At 73.9% G+C, this 16,189-nt stretch carries 16 protein-coding genes and 1 tRNA gene; 9 read left to right on the forward strand and 8 right to left on the reverse strand.

Annotated elements, in window-relative coordinates; translation table 11 throughout:
• Positions 1-10: 10 nt before the first annotated feature.
• Positions 11-718 carry a response regulator transcription factor gene (locus BDZ31_RS03355; protein ID WP_183338966.1) on the reverse strand — a complete coding sequence of 236 codons (708 nt, stop codon included), beginning with the start codon at positions 716-718 and terminating at the stop codon, positions 11-13.
• A gap of 102 nt (positions 719-820) precedes the next feature.
• On the opposite strand from BDZ31_RS03355, the gene BDZ31_RS03360 reads away from it, so the two are divergent.
• The 3 genes from BDZ31_RS03360 to BDZ31_RS03370 all read left to right on the forward strand — a co-directional run bounded on the left by BDZ31_RS03360 (position 821) and on the right by BDZ31_RS03370 (position 3,735).
• The gene (locus BDZ31_RS03360; protein WP_183338968.1) at positions 821-2,584 is read left to right on the forward strand and encodes a zinc-binding metallopeptidase family protein; all 1,764 of its coding nucleotides are present in this window, start codon (positions 821-823) and stop codon (positions 2,582-2,584) included.
• A gap of 48 nt (positions 2,585-2,632) precedes the next feature.
• The gene (locus tag BDZ31_RS03365; protein ID WP_183338970.1) at positions 2,633-3,328 is read left to right on the forward strand and encodes a class E sortase; all 696 of its coding nucleotides are present in this window, start codon (positions 2,633-2,635) and stop codon (positions 3,326-3,328) included.
• Between the two features lie 194 nt (positions 3,329-3,522).
• Positions 3,523-3,735, forward strand: coding sequence for a hypothetical protein (locus BDZ31_RS03370; RefSeq protein ID WP_183338973.1), 213 nt, complete (start codon positions 3,523-3,525; stop codon positions 3,733-3,735).
• On the opposite strand, the gene thiL is transcribed toward BDZ31_RS03370, so the two are convergent.
• From thiL to BDZ31_RS03390, 4 genes are all read right to left on the reverse strand, one after another.
• Positions 3,717-4,706 (reverse strand): thiamine-phosphate kinase, encoded by a 990-nt coding sequence (gene thiL / locus BDZ31_RS03375; protein ID WP_183338975.1) that lies wholly within the window; start codon positions 4,704-4,706, stop codon positions 3,717-3,719. The two genes, BDZ31_RS03370 and thiL, sit on opposite strands and share 19 nt — an antisense overlap.
• 47 nt (positions 4,707-4,753) lie before the next feature.
• Complete coding sequence (gene infA / locus BDZ31_RS03380) at positions 4,754-4,972, reverse strand: translation initiation factor IF-1 (RefSeq protein ID WP_183338977.1); 219 nt, start codon at positions 4,970-4,972, stop codon at positions 4,754-4,756.
• Between the two features lie 108 nt (positions 4,973-5,080).
• Positions 5,081-7,270, reverse strand: a complete 2,190-nt coding sequence (locus BDZ31_RS03385) for a transglycosylase domain-containing protein (RefSeq protein ID WP_183338979.1) — start codon at positions 7,268-7,270, stop codon at positions 5,081-5,083.
• A gap of 102 nt (positions 7,271-7,372) precedes the next feature.
• Entirely contained in the window at positions 7,373-8,191 is an 819-nt protein-coding gene (locus tag BDZ31_RS03390; RefSeq protein ID WP_183338981.1) for a mechanosensitive ion channel family protein, read from the reverse strand.
• On the opposite strand from BDZ31_RS03390, the gene BDZ31_RS03395 reads away from it, so the two are divergent.
• The 5 genes from BDZ31_RS03395 to BDZ31_RS03415 all read left to right on the forward strand — a co-directional run bounded on the left by BDZ31_RS03395 (position 8,190) and on the right by BDZ31_RS03415 (position 13,000).
• Positions 8,190-9,449 carry a mannosyltransferase family protein gene (locus BDZ31_RS03395; RefSeq protein WP_183338983.1) on the forward strand — a complete coding sequence of 420 codons (1,260 nt, stop codon included), beginning with the start codon at positions 8,190-8,192 and terminating at the stop codon, positions 9,447-9,449. The two genes, BDZ31_RS03390 and BDZ31_RS03395, sit on opposite strands and share 2 nt — an antisense overlap.
• 115 nt (positions 9,450-9,564) lie before the next feature.
• The gene (locus BDZ31_RS03400) at positions 9,565-10,254 is read left to right on the forward strand and encodes an HAD family hydrolase (RefSeq protein WP_183338985.1); all 690 of its coding nucleotides are present in this window, start codon (positions 9,565-9,567) and stop codon (positions 10,252-10,254) included.
• A 10-nt stretch (positions 10,255-10,264) separates the two neighbouring features.
• Positions 10,265-11,278 carry a CPBP family glutamic-type intramembrane protease gene (locus BDZ31_RS03405; RefSeq protein ID WP_183338987.1) on the forward strand — a complete coding sequence of 338 codons (1,014 nt, stop codon included), beginning with the start codon at positions 10,265-10,267 and terminating at the stop codon, positions 11,276-11,278.
• A 32-nt stretch (positions 11,279-11,310) separates the two neighbouring features.
• Entirely contained in the window at positions 11,311-12,405 is a 1,095-nt protein-coding gene (locus BDZ31_RS03410) for a L,D-transpeptidase family protein (RefSeq protein WP_183338989.1), read from the forward strand.
• A gap of 13 nt (positions 12,406-12,418) precedes the next feature.
• Positions 12,419-13,000, forward strand: a complete 582-nt coding sequence (locus BDZ31_RS03415) for an orotate phosphoribosyltransferase (protein ID WP_183338991.1) — start codon at positions 12,419-12,421, stop codon at positions 12,998-13,000.
• Positions 13,001-13,043: 43 nt separating this feature from the next.
• On the opposite strand, the gene BDZ31_RS03420 is transcribed toward BDZ31_RS03415, so the two are convergent.
• The 3 genes from BDZ31_RS03420 to BDZ31_RS03430 form a co-directional block, all read right to left on the reverse strand.
• Entirely contained in the window at positions 13,044-13,676 is a 633-nt protein-coding gene (locus BDZ31_RS03420) for a hypothetical protein (RefSeq protein ID WP_183338992.1), read from the reverse strand.
• Between the two features lie 33 nt (positions 13,677-13,709).
• Positions 13,710-14,867 carry an FUSC family protein gene (locus BDZ31_RS03425; RefSeq protein WP_221242797.1) on the reverse strand — a complete coding sequence of 386 codons (1,158 nt, stop codon included), beginning with the start codon at positions 14,865-14,867 and terminating at the stop codon, positions 13,710-13,712.
• 92 nt (positions 14,868-14,959) lie between these two features.
• Positions 14,960-15,033, reverse strand: a tRNA-Arg gene (locus tag BDZ31_RS03430).
• 170 nt (positions 15,034-15,203) lie between these two features.
• Here BDZ31_RS03430 and BDZ31_RS03435 point away from each other — a divergent pair.
• Positions 15,204-16,175, forward strand: a complete 972-nt coding sequence (locus BDZ31_RS03435) for an ABC transporter permease subunit (RefSeq protein ID WP_183338996.1) — start codon at positions 15,204-15,206, stop codon at positions 16,173-16,175.
• Positions 16,176-16,189 lie beyond the last annotated feature (14 nt).

Below are 16,189 nucleotides of genomic sequence, written 5' to 3' on the forward strand. Positions count from 1 at the left end.
TGGTGGCGGGTCAGGCGTCGGTGTCGCGGAAGCGGTAGCCGACCCCGCGCACGGTGAAGAGGTACTCCGGCTCCTTCGGGTCGCGCTCGATCTTCTCGCGCAGGTGGCGGATGTGGACGTCGATCGTGCGCGGGTCGCGGTACGCCGAGTCACCCCACACGCGCGCGAGCAGCATGTCGCGCGTGAAGACGCGGCCGGGGCTCTGGGCGAGCGTGATGAGGATCTCGAACTCGACGAAGGTCGTCGCGATCGCCTCGCCGCGGACGGTCACCGTCCGCTTGTCGGGATCGATCCGCAGCTCGTGGGCGTCGAGCGCGCCGCCGTCGCGCTCGGCCGAGCGCAGCAGCTCCGAGCGGCGCAGCGCCGCCTTCACGCGGCTGCGGAACTCGCGCATCGAGAACGGCTTGGTGATGTAGTCGTCGGCGCCGATCTCGAGGCCGACGACCTTGTCGATCTCCTCCGACTTGGCGGTCAGCATGATGATCGGGACCGACGAGCGGCTGCGCAGCCGGCGGCAGACCTCGAGGCCGTCGAGCTGCGGCAGCATCACGTCGAGCACGACGAGGTCGAACGGCCGCTCGTCGAACCGCTCCAGCGCCTCGCGGCCGTCGGTCGCCTGCACGACCTCGTAGCCGTCTCTGCGCAGCGGGTACGAGAGCAGGGTCTGGATCGACTGCTCGTCGTCCACCAGCAAGATGCGCGTCGCTCGTTCGGTCATCCGCCTCCGGGTGGGAAGGTTAGTGGCGGGGCGCACAGGCGGAAAGGCGAGCCGCTGCGAGCGGGTGACGGGCCGGCGCAGGCGGGTGGATAACCTGCCGGTGTGCTCGACCCGCGGATCTACCGCGCCGCCTTCCTGCCCGTCATCTTCGCGCTCGTGCTCGTCGGCTTCTCGCTGCGCGACCAGCCGCCCGGCGCGACGACGACGCTCGCACCCGACGCCTTCGACGGCGAGGTCGCCTTGACGCAGCTCGACGCGCTCGCGGCGGCGGCGCCGAACCGCGAGCCGGGCTCGCCCGGAGACCGGCTCGTCGCCGAGCGCGTGCGCGAGGGGCTGGAGGGGATCGGCTTCAGAGTCAGAACGCGCCGCTTCGGCGCCGCGACCGTCGACGGCACGCGCCAGGTCGCCTCCGTCTACGGCGAGCGGACCGGCTTCTCGAGCGAGCGCGTCCTCGTCGTCGCCCAGCGCGACGCCGTCGGGAGCGGCGCGCGGGCGCAGCTCTCCGGCACGGCGGCGCTGCTGGAGCTGGCGCGCGTCGTCGGCTCGCGCACGCTCAACCGCACGCTCGTGCTGGCGTCGATCAGCGGCGGCCCCGCGGCGGCGCGCGACCTCGCCGAGCACCTCGGCGGGCCGGTCGACGCGGTGGTGGTGCTCGGCGACCTCGCCGGCGACGAGACGGTCAGACCGCTCGTCGTGCCGTGGGGCGACGGCCCGCGGACGGCGCCGCTGGAGCTGCGCCGCACGGTCGAGACGGCGCTCTCGGCCGAGGCCGGACTCGCCGCCGGCCGCGCTCAGCCGGCCACGCAGTTCGCCCGTCTCGCCTTCCCGCTGACGCTCGGTCTGCAGGGGCCGTTCGTCGGCGACGGGATCCCGGCGGTGCTGCTGTCGGCGAGCGGCGAGCGGCCGCCGGCCGCCGACCAGGAGGTCTCCGAGGAGCGGCTGGAGAGATTCGGCCGCGCGGTGCTGCGCACGATGAGCGCGCTCGACGGCGCGAGATCGATGCCGGAGGCCGAGGGCTACGTGCTGCTGGAGAGAAAGCTGCTGCCGGCGTGGCCGATCCGGCTGCTCGGCGCCGTCCTGCTGCTGCCGGTGCTGATCGCGACGATCGACGGCTTCGCGCGCGTCCGCCGCCGCCAGGAGCCGGTCGGCCGCTGGCTGCGATGGGTCGCCCTCTGCGCGCTGCCGTTCGTGCTCGGCGTGCTGCTGGTGGTCGCGCTGAAGCTGACGGGCCTGATCGGCGCCGCGCCGCCGGGGCCGGTCGCGGCCGACGCGATCCCGCTCGAGGGCGGCGGGCTCGCCGCGTTGGCGGCGGTCGTCGTCGTGATCGCGCTCGCCTGGTTCCTGCTGCGCCCCTACCTCGGCCGGGTCGTCGGCGCGCCGCGCGACCCGAGCACCCCCGGCGCCGCCGCCGCCGTGATGATCGTGCTGTGCGCGGCGGCGGTCGTCGTCTGGATCGCCAACCCGTGGACGGCGCTGCTGCTCGTGCCGGCGCTCCACCTGTGGCTGCTGGCGATCGCGCCGGAGACGCGGCTCCATCCGCTCGCCGCGCTCGCGCTGTTCCTCGTCGGCCTCGTCCCGCCGCTGCTGATCGCGATCTCCTACCTCGGCCAGTTCGACGTCGGCCCGCTCGAGCTGGCGTGGACGGGGCTGCTGCTCGTCGCCGGCGGCGGGATCTCGCTGCCCGCCGCGCTGGGCTGGGCGGTCGTGCTCGGCTGCGCCGGCGCGGTGCTCGCGATCGGCATCCGGCAGGCGCTCGGCGAGCCGCCGCTGTCGGGCGGGCCGGGCGCGCCCCCGTCGGTCCGCGGCCCCCGCACCTACGCCGGGCCGGGATCGCTCGGCGGCACCGAGTCGGCGCTGCGCCGCTGAGGCGGCCGCGACGGCTCGCCGAACCCGGCCTCACGCAATACTTGGACGATGCGACGAGCGCTGCGCGCCTTCTCCACCGTGCTGATCGTCGCAGGGGTCCTGCTGATCGCCGACGCGGGCGTGACGCTCGTCTGGCAGGAGCCGGTCTCGGCGCTGATGGCGTCGATGCAGCAGAGCAGGCTCTCCGACGAGCTGGAGAGGATCGAGGAGAGAGCGCCGACGCCGGTCCAGAGACGGGTGCTGGCGAAGCTCGACAGCGACAGACGCCGGGTCGCCTTCCTCGCCCGCCTCGCCCGCCGCGACGCTCGCGACGGAGAGCCGTTCGGGCGGATCGAGATCCCCGAGATCGGCGTCGACGCCGTCGTCGTCCAGGGGACGAACGCCGACGACCTCAGGAAGGGCCCCGGCCACTATCCCGAGACGACCTTCCCGGGCCTGAGAGGCACGGTCGCGATCGCCGGCCACCGCACCACCTACGGCGCGCCGTTCCGCGACGTCGACCAGCTCACCGGCGGCGAGGAGATCGTCGTCGAGATGCCGTACGCCCGCTTCGTCTACCGCGTCGAGAAGCAGCAGATCGTCACGCCCGACGCGATCTGGGTGACGAGAGACGTCGGCTACGAGCGGCTCGTGCTGTCGGCGTGCCACCCGAAGTACAGCGCCGCGGAGCGGATCATCGTCTTCGCGCGGCTGGACTCGGTGCAGGAGCGCGGAGCGGCCGTCCAGGGCGCCGCGCGCGACTGAGCGCGGCCGCGCCCGGCACGCGGACGGCAGGACGCTCGGCCGGCCGCGTCTGGCCGGATGTCCAACCCTGCGAGATGTTCCTCATGCGCCAACTGCCGGCTCCCGATAGGGACGGCAGGACGGGCATCCTGGCAGGCGCTCCGCTCCCGCGGGGCGCCGGAGTCGGCCGTGGCTGCCGCCGTGCCGGAGACTCGATGGAACCCACCAGGACCGTGAAGATCAACGACTTGAGAACCCGCATCGCGCGGGCCGACTACGACGTGGACGTCGATGCCGTCGCCGAGGCGTTCGTGGCGAGGATGCTGGCCGTGCACAGAGCGCTCCGCCGCGCCGACGTGCGCGAGCTGCTCGGCGACCTATGCGACGAGCTCGGCGGCGGCGCCGCCGCTCAGAAGCCGTGCTCGTAGCCGCGCAGCCGCTCGCCGGCGGCGTCGGCTGACGCGTCGCCGCCGAGCTCCGCTCCGGGCGCTCCGCCGGCCGCCTCGACCGTCCCGATCCACGTGACCTCGGCGGCCGCCTCGACCGCGGCGCGCCGCGACGGCTCGACGCAGAAGCACAGCTCGTAGTCCTCCCCGGCGGTCGCCGCGAAGGCGGCCGGCCGCTCGCCCAGCGCGCGCGCCACCGCGGCGACGCCGGGCGCGAGCGGGAGCCGCTCCAGCGCCAGCGACAGCCGCACGCCGCTGCGGCGCGCGAGGTGGTCGGCGTCGGTCGCAAGGCCGTCGGAGAGGTCGATCATCGCGCGCGCGCCGGCCGCGGCGAGCGCGCGACCCGCGGCGATCCGCGGCTGCGGCCGCAGGTGCCGGCGCGCGAGCGCGGCGTCGAGCTGCGGGTCGCCGGCGCCGGCGCGCCGCTCGAGCACGGCGAGGCCGGCCCCCGACGCGCCGAGCGCGCCGGTGACGCCGACGAGGTCGCCCGGGCGGGCGCCGTCGCGGCCGACGATCTCCTCCTCGCGGTCGGCCCAGCCGACGACGGTCACGCTCGCGACGAGGACCGGGCCGCGCGCGAGGTCGCCGCCGGCGATCGTCGTGCCGGTCGCGGACGCGAGCGCCTGCGCGGCGCCGAACAGCTCGTGCACGCCGGCCTCGTCGAGCCCGGGCGGCAGCACGAGCGCGATGTACGCCTCGCCGGCCTCGGCGCCCATCGCGGCCAGGTCGGAGAGCGCGCCGGCGAGCGCGCGGTGGCCGACGTCGGCGAGCGAGGCGAAGCCGTCGGGTCCGGCGTGACGGAAGTGGACGCCGTCGACCATCGTGTCGACGGAGGTGACGGCGAACGGGCGCGCCCGCACGACCGCGGCGTCGTCGCCGATCCAGCGGACGACGCGCGCATGCTCATGGGTGAGGATCTCGCTCAGCGCGTCGATCAGCGCGAGCTCCCGCATCTCAACCCGCTCCGAGGCGGCTGATCGGGCCGCGCCCGGCCACCGGCTCAGCGGTGGCGATAGACGATGCGCGCGCGATCGAGGTCGTACGGGGAGAGCTCGACGCGCACGCGGTCGCCCGGCAGGATGCGGATGCGGAAGCGGCGCATCTTGCCGGCCACGTGGCCGAGGACGAGATGCCCGTTGTCGAGTCTCACGCGGAACATGGCGTTCGGCAGGGCCTCGACGACCTCGCCTTCGAGCTCGACCTTTTCTTCCTTCGACAAACCGTGTCCTATCTGGCGTTGGGTTGGAGTGGGCGCGCGCAGACGCGAAACGCGCCCGCGCCCAGCCGCTAACGGTACCAGCCCCGTGCGGGCGCGGGGAGGGGTCGCTCAGCCGGTCGGCGCGCCGGCGCCGCCGCCCTCGGCGCCCGTGCCGCCGGCCCCGGCCGGCGTCTGTATCTCGGGCTCGCCCTGCGGCGGGCGGGCGTAGGCGCCGTCGTCGCCGCCGGTCGATCCGTCGGCGGCGGCGCCGTCGTAGCTGGCGCCGTCGTAGCCGGCCCCGTCGCTCGAGTCGCCGTCGGAGGAGTAGTCGTCGTCGCTGTCGCCTCTGCCCGTCGTGGCGTATCTGCCGAAGAACGACTGCGACTGGAACGCCGGCGCGTCGGGCCAGTCGGCGCCGCAGTAGTCGCCGCGGGCGGTCGACATGTAGGCGCCCCAGATCGGCGCGGGGAAGGTGCCGCCCTGGACCGACATCCCGTGGACGACCATTTCCTGCGGGGTTCTGTAGCCCATCCAGACGGCGGTCGACAGTCTCGGCGTGAAGCCGACGAACCACGCGTCCTTGATGTCGGAGGTGGTGCCGGTCTTGCCGCCGGCGGCGCAGCCGATCGAGGCGCTGCGGCCGGTGCCGCTGGTGATGTTGGCCTCCAGCACCTTGCGGGCCTCGGCCGCCTCGGCGGCGGAGAAGGTCCGCTTGCGCTTCTTGTACATCGCGTCGGCGATCTCGTCGACTCTGCCGTCGGGGTGCTTGACTCTGACGATCACGGTCGGCTTCATCCGCACGCCGCCGTTGGCGATCGTCCCGTACGCGTTGGCCATCTCCAGCACGGTGACGCCGTGTCTGAGGCCGCCAAGGGCCTCCGCCAGGAAGCCGTCGAGTCTCGACGTGACGCCCATGTCGTAGGCGGCCTGCCGCACCGCGTCGGGCCCGACGTCGACGGCGAGCTGCGCGTACACCGTGTTGTCGGAGGAGAGCGTCGCGGAGGTGAGGCTCATGTTGCCGCTGTAGCTGTTCCCGAACGTCTTGACGCTGTACGTCGGATCGCCGGAGTACCACCCGGCCTGCAGCGGTCTCGAGGCGTAATAGGTCGAGTCGGGGTCGATGCCCTTGCGCAGCGCGGCCATCAGGACCATCGTCTTGAAGGTCGAGCCGGGCTGGCGCTTGGCGGAGGCGGCGTAGTTGTAGTTCGTGCCGCCGTCGCTGTCGTCGCCGTATCTGGCCGAGGAGGCCATCGCGAGGATGCGGCCGTTGGCGACGTCGGTCGTGACGATCGCGGCCGGCGGGTCGGCCGGGTCGTAGAGGATTCTCGCGATCGCCGCGCGCGCCGCCTCCTGCTTCTTGAGGTCGATCGACGTGTAGACCTTCAGGCCGCCGGCGCGGACGACCTCGGGGCCGTAGCGTCTGATCAGCTGCTGTCTGACGTAGTCGAAGACGAACGGCTCCTTGCGCTGGCGGTAGTAGCCGTTCTGCTTGACGCCCAACGGCGCCTGCTGCGCCTCGGCGGCCTCGGCGGCGGTGATGTATCTCGCGTCGGCCATCGCCCGCAGCACGTCGCCGCGGCGGCGTCTCGCATCTCTCGGGTTGTCGAACGGGTTGTAGCTCGACGGCGCCTGCGGCAGGCCGGCGAGCAGCGCCGCCTCCGACAGCGTCAGCTGCGACGCCTGCTTGTCGAAGAAGACGCGCGCCGCCGCCTGCACCCCGATCGCCTCCTGGCCGCCGACCGTGCCGAACGGCACGTTGTTGAGGTAGGAGGTGAGGATCCAGTCCTTCGTGTGCTGCTTCTCCAGCTCGTCGGCGAGCTTCGCCTCGCGGATCTTGCGCGTCCACGACTTCTTGAATCTGTTCTCCGGGATGTAGAGGTTGCGCACCAGCTGCATCGTCAGCGTCGAGCCGCCCTGCGAGGCGCGGTCCTCGGTGACGTTCTTGACGGCGGCGCGCACGACGCCGACGTAGTCGACGCCGCTGTGCGAGTAGAAGCGGCGGTCCTCGATCGCGACCGTCGCGCGCTTCATCACGAGCGGGATCTGCCTGCTCTTGACCGGGGTCCGGAGGATGTCCCCGGCGATGAAGCCCAGGCGCGTGCCGTCGGAGGCGTAGACGGTCGAGACCGCGCCGGCCGGCTGCTCGCGCAGCGCCTCGATGTCGGGCGTGTCGTTGACGACGCTGACCACCCAGCTGGCGAAGGCGGCGCCGCCCGCGATCGCGGCGACGACCGTCAACGTGACGACCACGACGACGGCGCGCCGCAGCGGGCGTCCGTTCTTGCGCCTGCGGCGCTTCTGTCGCTCTCGACGGCTCACGGGGGCGAGGTTGGCGCGACGCCGCGTCCGGGCGGCGCCGATCGGAACAGCATAGCCAGCAGCTCCTTTCGGCCTGCCGGGGCGCGCTCCTGCCCGCGTCGGTCAGGTTGCGGCCAGCGGCGCGAGCAGACCGGCCTCGCGCAGCGCGCGCAGGGCGTCGGCGCGCAGCGCGGAGGCGTGCGCGGCCCGCTCGCGCGGCGGCACCGTGCCGCGGGAGATCGTGTAGCGCACGCCGTCGGAGGCGATCGCGGCGACCCGCACGACCGGGCCGCCGTCGAGCCCCGTCAGCGCCGCGATCGCGCGATCGGCGTCGGCCTCGAGCGGCAGCCACAGCTCGATCTCGAGCGCGACGAGCGGCTCGACGATCGTGTCGTTGCGCAGCACGCCGGAGGCGAGCCGCTCGTTGGGGATGAAGAGGCGATGGCCGTCGCCGCCGCGCACGACCGTGTAGTTGAGGCGGACGTCCTCGACCGTCCCGCTCTCGTCCTCGACGGTGACGGTGTCGCCGATCCGCAGCGGCTGCGCGATCGTCAGCATCACGCCGGCGACCAGGTTGGCGAGCGTCTGGCGGGCCGCGAAGCCGAGCACGGCCGCGAGCAGGGCGCTCGACGCCAGCACGGTCGTCGCCAGTCTGTTGAGCCCGTCGAACTGCGCGATCGCCGTCATCACGCCGAGCACGAGGATCACGAGCGTCACGAGCCGTCGCAGGAAGCGCATGCGCGTGTCGACCGCGGCCGTGAGGTCGTCGCGCATGACCGCCTCGGCGAGGCGCTGGCCGCGGTGCATGATCGCCCTGTCGACGATCCACGCGACGACGACGGAGACGACGATCGCCAGCGCGGCGCCGATCTCCCTGTGCTCGTCGAGGAAGGTTCTGACCGTCGCCGCGACGAGCGTGCTGCCAACATCGGCGAGGAACATGAGACGCGAGCGTAGCGGCCCTCTGCTGGAAGCGTGGCGCCCGTTCTGGACCTCCCGCGCGGCGGTCTGGGCCGCCGGGCTCCTCGGCGTCCTGTGGCTCGGGCAGGCGCCCGGCAGCGAGCAGTACGACCCGGCCGGGGTGACGAGGCCGTTCTCGCCGTTCGTCGACCTGCTGCTCGCGCCGGCTGCGCGCTGGGACGCCGTCTGGTTCCTGTCGATCGCCGACAACGGCTACGGCGACACGGGCGACCACGCGAAGGCCGCCTTCTACCCGCTCTATCCGCTGCTGTCGAAGCTCGTCGGCTTCGTCGTCGGGTCGACCGCGATCGGCGCGCTGGTCGTCTCGCTCGCCTCCTTCTTCGCCGCGCTCGTACTGCTGCGCAAGCTCGCCGAGCTCGAGCTCGGCCCGCGCGACGGGCGCGTCGCGGTGCTGCTCGTCGCCTTCTTCCCGTCGGCCTTCTTCTTCTCCGGGATCTACTCGGAGTCGCTCTTCCTGCTGCTGTCGGTCGGGGCGCTGCTGGCGGCGCGCAACGACCGCTGGATGTGGGCCGGGATCGCCGGCGGCCTCGCCGCGCTGACGCGCAACAGCGGCGCCGTGCTGCTGCTCCCGCTGCTGCTGATCTACCTCTACGGGCCGCGCGGCGCGGACCCGCCGCAGGCCTCGCCGCGGCCGTGGTGGCGCCCGCGCCACGCGATCGGCCCGGACCTGCTGTGGCTGCTGCTGATCCCATGCGCGCTCGCCGGCTACCTCGCCTACATCGGCGTCGTGCTCGGCGACCCGTTCGCGCCCTTCCGCGCGCAGGAGCTGTGGGGCCGCCACCTGGTGCCGCTCGGCGGGATCTGGGAGGGGGCGCGGGCCGCCTGGCTGGGGCTGCGGCAGCTCGTCCACGGCAGCATGACGCCGAACTACTTCAGCGAGGCCGGCGGGGACCCGTTCGTCAACGCCGGGCAGAACCTGATGCTGTTCGGCTTCCTCGTCTTCGCGCTCGTCGCGGCGGTCGGCGCGCTGCGGCGGCTGCCGCTCGCCTACGGCGCCTACGCGCTCGTCGCGCTGGCGCTGACGCTCTCCTACCCGGTCGACGCCCAGCCGCTGATGTCGCTGCCCCGCTTCGTGCTCGTGCTCTTCCCGCTGCAGATGTGGCTGGCGCAATGGGTCGGCCGCCGCGGCGACGGCGGCGGCGAGCGGGCGGTCGCCGTCTGCGCCGTCCTGCTCGGCCTGCTGACGGCGCAGTTCGCCCGTTGGGGCTTTGTGGCATGAGGGGCATCTGCGGCCGGTGGCCTTGGAGCCGCTCATGCCATTGGAAGAACTCGCCTGGCGGCTCGTTCTTCCGGGGGGCGCGCCAGGAATTCCGCGGCGTGGCACGATCACTGCCGTGAACGCTCCGAAGGCATACCTGCTCGACGCGCTCGGGACGCTGCTGGAGCTCGAGCCGCCGGTCGAGCCGCTGCGGCGCGAGCTGCGCGAGCGCTTCGGGCTGGAGCTGACCGCGGCCGAGGCCGGCGCCGCGATCAAGGCCGAGATCGCCTGGTACCGCGCGCACCACGACGAGGCCTCCGACCGCGTGCGGCTGACGACGCTGCGCCGCGACTCTGCGCTCGCGCTGCGGGCGGCGCTGCCGCCGGCCGGCGCCGAGCTGCCGGTCGAGCCGCTGACCGACGCGCTGCTGGCGTCGATCCGCTTCCGCCCCTATCCCGAGGTCCCGGAGGTGCTGGAGCGGGCGCGGGCGCGCGGGATCCGGCTGGTCGTCGTCAGCAACTGGGACGTCTCGCTCCACGACGCGCTGGAGGAGACCGGCTTGGCGCCGCTGCTCGACGGCGTCGTCACCTCGGCCGAGCTCGGCAGCGCCAAGCCCGACGGCGCGATCTTCGCCCGCGGGCTCGCGCTCGCGGGCGTCTCTGCGGCGGAGGCGCTGCACGTCGGCGACGACGTCGCCGCCGACGTCGAGGGTGCGCGCGCCGCCGGCGTCGACGTGCGGCTGGTCGTGCGCGACGGCGCGACGGCGCCGCCCGGGGTCGCCGCGATCGGCTCGCTGCGCGAGCTGCCGGGGATCGGCGCCGCGTAACCTGTCTGGCGTGAGCAGCGTCCCGCCCCCACGGTCCGGCCAGGAGCCCGAGCTGCCCGAGCGGCCGTCGGGCGCGCCCCGCTTCACGCCGCCCGTCTCGCCGACGCCCGGGCCGACGCCCGGCCCGCCTCCCGGCCCGCCGGCGCAGCCCTCGCCGCCCGGCGGCTCGGACGGTGACGGGCGCCCGCGGTTCGTCGTCGCGGACGCCGAGCAGCCGCCGGGCGAGCCGGAGACGGCGTGGCGCGGCTGGATGGCGCCGCTGGCGCTGTTCGGTGCCTTCGTCGTCGCCTTCCTTGGGCAGGCGGTGATCCTCGCCGTCGGCAGCATCTTCGGCATGGACGCCAGCGACCCGTCGCCGGCGGCCAACATCGTCGCGACGCTGTTCCAGGACGCCGCCTTCGTCGGGGTCGCGATCCTCTTCGCCCGCTCGGTCGGCCCGGTCACCCCGCGGCAGTTCGGCCTGCAGCGGACCCCGTGGGGGCCGGCGATCGGCTGGTCGGTGCTCGTCGCGCTCTCCTTCTACCTGCTGAGCGGCCTGTGGGGCGCGCTGATCGACGTCGAGGGCAACGACCAGCTCCCCGACTCGCTCGGCGTCGACCGCAGCACGGTCGCGTTCGTCGCCGTCTGCGTGCTGGTGACGGTGATCGCGCCGCTCGCCGAGGAGTTCCTCTTCCGCGGCTTCTTCTTCGGCGCGCTGCGCAACTGGAGCGGCGTCTGGATCGCGGCGATCATCACCGGCGTCGTCTTCGGCGGGATCCACGCCGGCGGCACCGACGTCGAGTACCTGCCGCCGCTGATGCTGCTCGGCTTCCTGCTCTGCGTGCTGCGCTGGAGGACCGGCTCGCTGCTGCCGTGCATCGGCCTGCATGCCTTCAACAACGCGATCGCGTTCGGCGTGACGGCGGCCGACTGGGACGCCTGGCAGGTGATCCTGCTGGTCGTCGGCGCCGTCGCCGTCTCGCTGCTGCTGTGCCGTCCGCTGCTCGACCTCGGCGCGCAGGGGCGACGGCGCGCGGCGACCTGACGACATGCGGCTGCACTAGGATCTCGCCCCCCATGACCGGTCGTACAGCACTCTCCGCCTTCGCCGCCGCGCTCGCGCTGGCCGCAGCTCCCGCCGTCGCGCTCGCCGACGAGGCGCCCGCTACCGCCGACCCGATCGCCGCGGCCGCGGCGACGCCGAGCGCGCAGCAGCAGGCGCCGGAGGGCGCGCCGGCCGAGGGCGCGGAGACGCCGGCGCCCGCGCCGAGAAGAGCGGTGCGACAGGCCGGCGGTCGGATCGGCGCGTCGTTCGTCAGCGGGGTCTACCGCGTCGGCGGCAAGACGCTGACGATCCCCGGCAGAGTCGTGCGCGTGAGAGGGCGGGTCGTCCCGTACGTGCCCGGTCAGAAGGTCAGAGTGCGGGTCTGGCTCGGCGACAGGCTGGCCAAGCAGGTGACGGTCGCGCCGAAGCCGACGAAGACGAAGAAGACCGCGGTCTTCCGCGCGAAGTTCACCGCCGGCAGAGTCGGCGACGTCAAGGTCTTCGCGGTCCACGAGGAGACCCCGGCGCAGAAGCGGCTGGCGTCGAAGGCGGCCGCCGTCTCGGTCGTCGCGCCGACGGCCGGCTTCGGCACGCGCAGCCCGTTCGTCCAGCTCGTCCAGCAGAAGCTCGCCGCGCTCGGCTTCGCCGTCCCGCGCAGCGGCGTCTACGACGGCGGCACGGCCCGCGCCGTCGAGGCCCATCGCAAGATGCTCGGGTTGGCCCGCCTGCAGACGCTCGACGCGACGGTCGTCGACAAGCTGCTGCGCGGCCAGGGCGGCTTCAAGGTCCGCTACCCGCAGCACGGCCGCCACGTCGAGGCCCACCTCGGCAAGCAGGTGCTCGCGCTGATCGAGAACGGCAGAGTCGTCCGCGCGTACACGACCAGCTCCGGCACCGCCGCGACCCCGACGGTGCTCGGCACCTACCGCTTCTACTGGAAGCAGCCCGGCGTGAACAACAGAGAGATGGTTCACTCGAGCTACTTCATCCGCGGCTACGCGATCCACGGCTACAAGTCGGTCCCGACCTACCCGGCCAGCCACGGCTGCCTGCGGGTCCCGATCCCCGACGCGCTCAGCATCTACAACTGGGTGCGGCTCGGCGACCGGATCGACGTCTACTACTGATCGGCGGTCGCAGATGAGTCTCGTGCAGCCGCCGTTCGCCGCCAAGGAGGCGCGCTCGCGCCTGATCGCCTCGCTGCGCGAGGAGGCGCTCGTGATCGGCGAGGTCGTCCTCACCAGCGGCAAGGTCGCGCAGTATCTCGTCGACGTGAAGCGGGCGATCCTGCTGCCGGAGCCGTTCTTCGCCGCCGGCGTGCTGATCGCCGAGCAGGCGAGAGCGCTCGGCGCGACCGCCGTCGGCGGGATGACGATGGGCGCCGATCCGCTCGCCTGCGCGGCGCTCGCCGGCGGCGCCGACGTGAAGGGCTTCTTCGTGCGCAAGGAGACGAAGGCCCACGGGCTCAGCCGCCGGATCGAAGGGCCGCTGCTCCAGGCCGGCGACCGCTGCCTGATCGTCGAGGACGTCGTCACGACCGGCGGCTCGACGATCCGGGCGATCGAGGCCGTCCGCGCCGAGGGTCACGAGGTCTGCGGCGTCGTCTCGATCTGCGACCGCCTCGCCGGCGGGGCCGCGGCGATCGAGGAGGCCGCGCAGGCGCCGTACGTCGCGCTCTGCACGATCGACGACGTCTACCCGCAGCGCCCCGACCGGGGGTAAGGGAGCGCGGCCGGCGCCCGCCGGGCCCGCGGCCCGGCCTGGCTCAGCTCGGCCGCTCGGAGTGGAGCGAGTCGACGACCCTGCCGACGACGCGGCGGGCCGGCGCGTCCGGCGACAGGGCGCTGCGGAAGGCGAGCAGCGTGAAGGTGGCGGCGCCGCGGCGCTGCAGCGCGACCAGCGTGATCGCCTGTCTCACGCCGGTCTGTCTGAACGTCCCGGTCGCCGTCGCGACCGCGCCCGGGTACGGGGAGGCCTCGAGCCTGCGCGGCGCGGTCGAGCGCAGCCGTCTGTAGCCCTGCAGCGAGGCGATCGCCTCGCGCGCGTAGGTCTCCGGCGCGACGACTCTCCCGGGCGCGCTCCTGTCCGCGCCGAGGGCGATCGCGAGCGTGCGGTCGCGCGAGCGCAGCACGAGCGTGCCGTCGCTGCGGCGGGCCGTCCACCCGGGCGGGAGCCCGACGGTGAAGCCGCCCTCGGGATCGCGTACCCGGCGCCAGCCGTCGGGCAGGCGCGGCTGCGGACCGGCCGGCGCGACGGGCACGGGCGCGACGGTGCCGGTCGTCGCGATGATCGTCTTGGCGTCACTGCCGCCGCGGTCGCCGAAGACGGCGACGGTCAGCGCGGCGGCTGTCAGCGCGCAGGCTGTGAGCAGCACTGCGCGTCGGGCCGACCTCGACATCGGTCAAGCGTAGAAGATGCCCCGGGCGGGAGGTCACGGCGCAACAGCGCGATCTGGTCCCTCGCCCGTCGGAGCGGTCGCTTCCAGCTCCTCCGTCGCGGCCCTCCGCGCGGCCAGGCGGACCGCCCTGCGCGCCTCGTCGCCGTCGAGGCCGAGCGCGCGCAGCAGGTCGACGGCGGTCGAGCGCACCTGGCCGACGAGCACGCTGACCGAGAGGTTGCCGGTCCGCTCGAGCACGAGCGTCGCGCGCGCCGCCGCCCGCAGCGCGTCCGCGCGCGGCCCCTCGACGCCGGCGTCTCCCGCGAGGGCGCCGTCGAAGCCGCGCACCGCGGCCGCCAGCTCGCGCAGCGCGAGCGGGATCTCCGGCGGCACGTGGTCGGCGAGCTGCAGCGCCCGCAGCGCGCCGCGGGCCAGCACGCGGGTGTTGCGGACGGCGTGGTCGAGCTGCGGGTCGGCCTCGGCGTACTGCGCGACCCGCTCGCGCGTCCGCCACCGCGGCGGTGCGAGCCGCGCGGTCTCGCCGGCCGCCAGCACCGCGCTGTGGAAGGCGCCGGCCTTCGCGTCGAGGCCGCGCGCCCGCGCCAGCGCCCGCTCGCCGGCCGCCGCGTCGCCGTCGGCGAGCGCCTGCGCGACGGCGTCGAGCGTCGCCGCCAGCTCGCTCAGCAGCGGCCGGACCGTCCGCCGCGCGAGCGCGAGCGGGTCGACCGGCAGCGCGATCGAGACGGCGAGCCCGACGAGGCCGCCGGTGAAGGCGTCGATCACCCGGCCCCAGTAAATGCCTTCCGTCGGCGGCTGGAGCGTGACGACGAGGATCGCGGAGACGCCGGCCTGGGTGATCAGCAGCGGGCCGCCGCCGAGGAATACGGCCGCGCCCATCGCCAGCGCGATCACCAGCATCAGCTGCCAGGTGCCGACGCCGATGCCGGCGATCAGCAGGTCGCCGATCGCGATCCCGAGCGAGACGCCGACGATCAGCTCGATCGTCCGCCTGCCGCGCTCGACGTAGGTCGCGCCGAGGCAGATGATCGCCGCGATCGGCGCGAAGAACGGCCGCGCGTGGCCGAAGAGGCCGGTCGCGATCAGCCATGCGCCGCCGGCCGCGAGCGCCGCCTGCACGATCGCGAGTCCGGCGCGGCGGACGTCGTCGAGGCGGCTGCGCAGCCGCAGGCGGTCGCGGGCGATGCTGTTCACGGTGAACAGCATGCCCGCGACCGCGGCGCGGCAGCGTGAGCGACGCCACGGAGGGCGGAGCGAGGGGCGCGAGCGGGGCAACCGACGACGGATGCCCCGACCTGGATTCGAACCAGGGGCCTGCTCCTTAGGAGGGAGCCGCTCTATCCAGCTGAGCTATCGGGGCGCGAGGCACAGCGTAATGGTTCATGTATACGCCGCGAGCCTGTGCTATGTCTCGATCCGAACAGGAGTCGCGCCTTCGCACTCGAACAGTGAGCGAGGTCGGTCAGTTCGGGATGCGACGATGAGAACGGCAGCGCACTGCGACGCGAAACGGGCGGCCGGAGCCGGCCCGTGAGCGTCGGCGTGCCGGACCTGCTGGGCGCTCCGCCCGGGGGCGCCGGCCTCGAAGGCGGCGGCAGCGCGCGCACCCCCGCGCAGCTGTTCTGGGCGCGGCTGCGCCGCGACCGCGCCGCGATGGTCGCGCTGGCCGTCGTCGCGCTGCTCGTGCTCGCGGCGCTGCTCGCGCCGCTGCTGGTGAGCGTCCTCGGCCTCCCCGGACCCGACGCGCGCGACCCCGACGCGCTCGACGCCTTCGGCACGCCGGCGGGGCCGAGCGCCGCCCATCCCTTCGGCGTCGACGACTTCGGCCGCGACGTCCTCTCGCGCACCATCTACGGCGCCCGCGTCTCGCTGCTGATCGGCATCGTCGGGACGGCGCTCGCCGTCGTGCTCGGCGTCGCGCTCGGCCTCGTCGCCGGCTGGTACCGCGGCTGGCTCGACACGCTGCTGCAGGGGTTGGTCGACGTGATGCTGTCGTTCCCGGTGCTGCTGCTCGGGCTCGGCATCGCCTCGGCGTGCACGTTCGGCGAGGGCTGCGCCGGCGGACTGATCCAGCCGGGCCTGCGGACGGTGCTGCTCGTCGTCGTGGCTGTCGGCTGGACCGTCGTGGCGCGCGTCGTGCGCGGGCAGGTGCTCGCATTGCGAGAGCGCGAGTTCGTCGATGCCGCGCGGGCTTCCGGCGCCTCCGATCGACGGATCCTGATCGGTGAGATCCTGCCCAACCTGCTCCCGACGGTGATCGTCTACTCAAGTGTGATGATCCCGCAGACGATCTTGTTGGAAGCGGCGTTGTCCTTCCTGGGTGTGGGAGTGTCACCGTCGACGCCGAGCTGGGGCTCGATGATCGCGGACGCCGCACCGAACTTCGACACGCAATGGTGGTACATGCTGTTCCCCGGCCTGGCGCTGCTCGTCACCGTGATGGCGTTCAACGTCCTCGGTGACGGCGTGCAGGACGCACTCGACCCAACGACAAGACGGTGAAGACGATCTCCTCC

It is taken from the genome of Conexibacter arvalis (genome assembly GCF_014199525.1).
Lineage (GTDB): Bacteria > Actinomycetota > Thermoleophilia > Solirubrobacterales > Solirubrobacteraceae > Conexibacter > Conexibacter arvalis.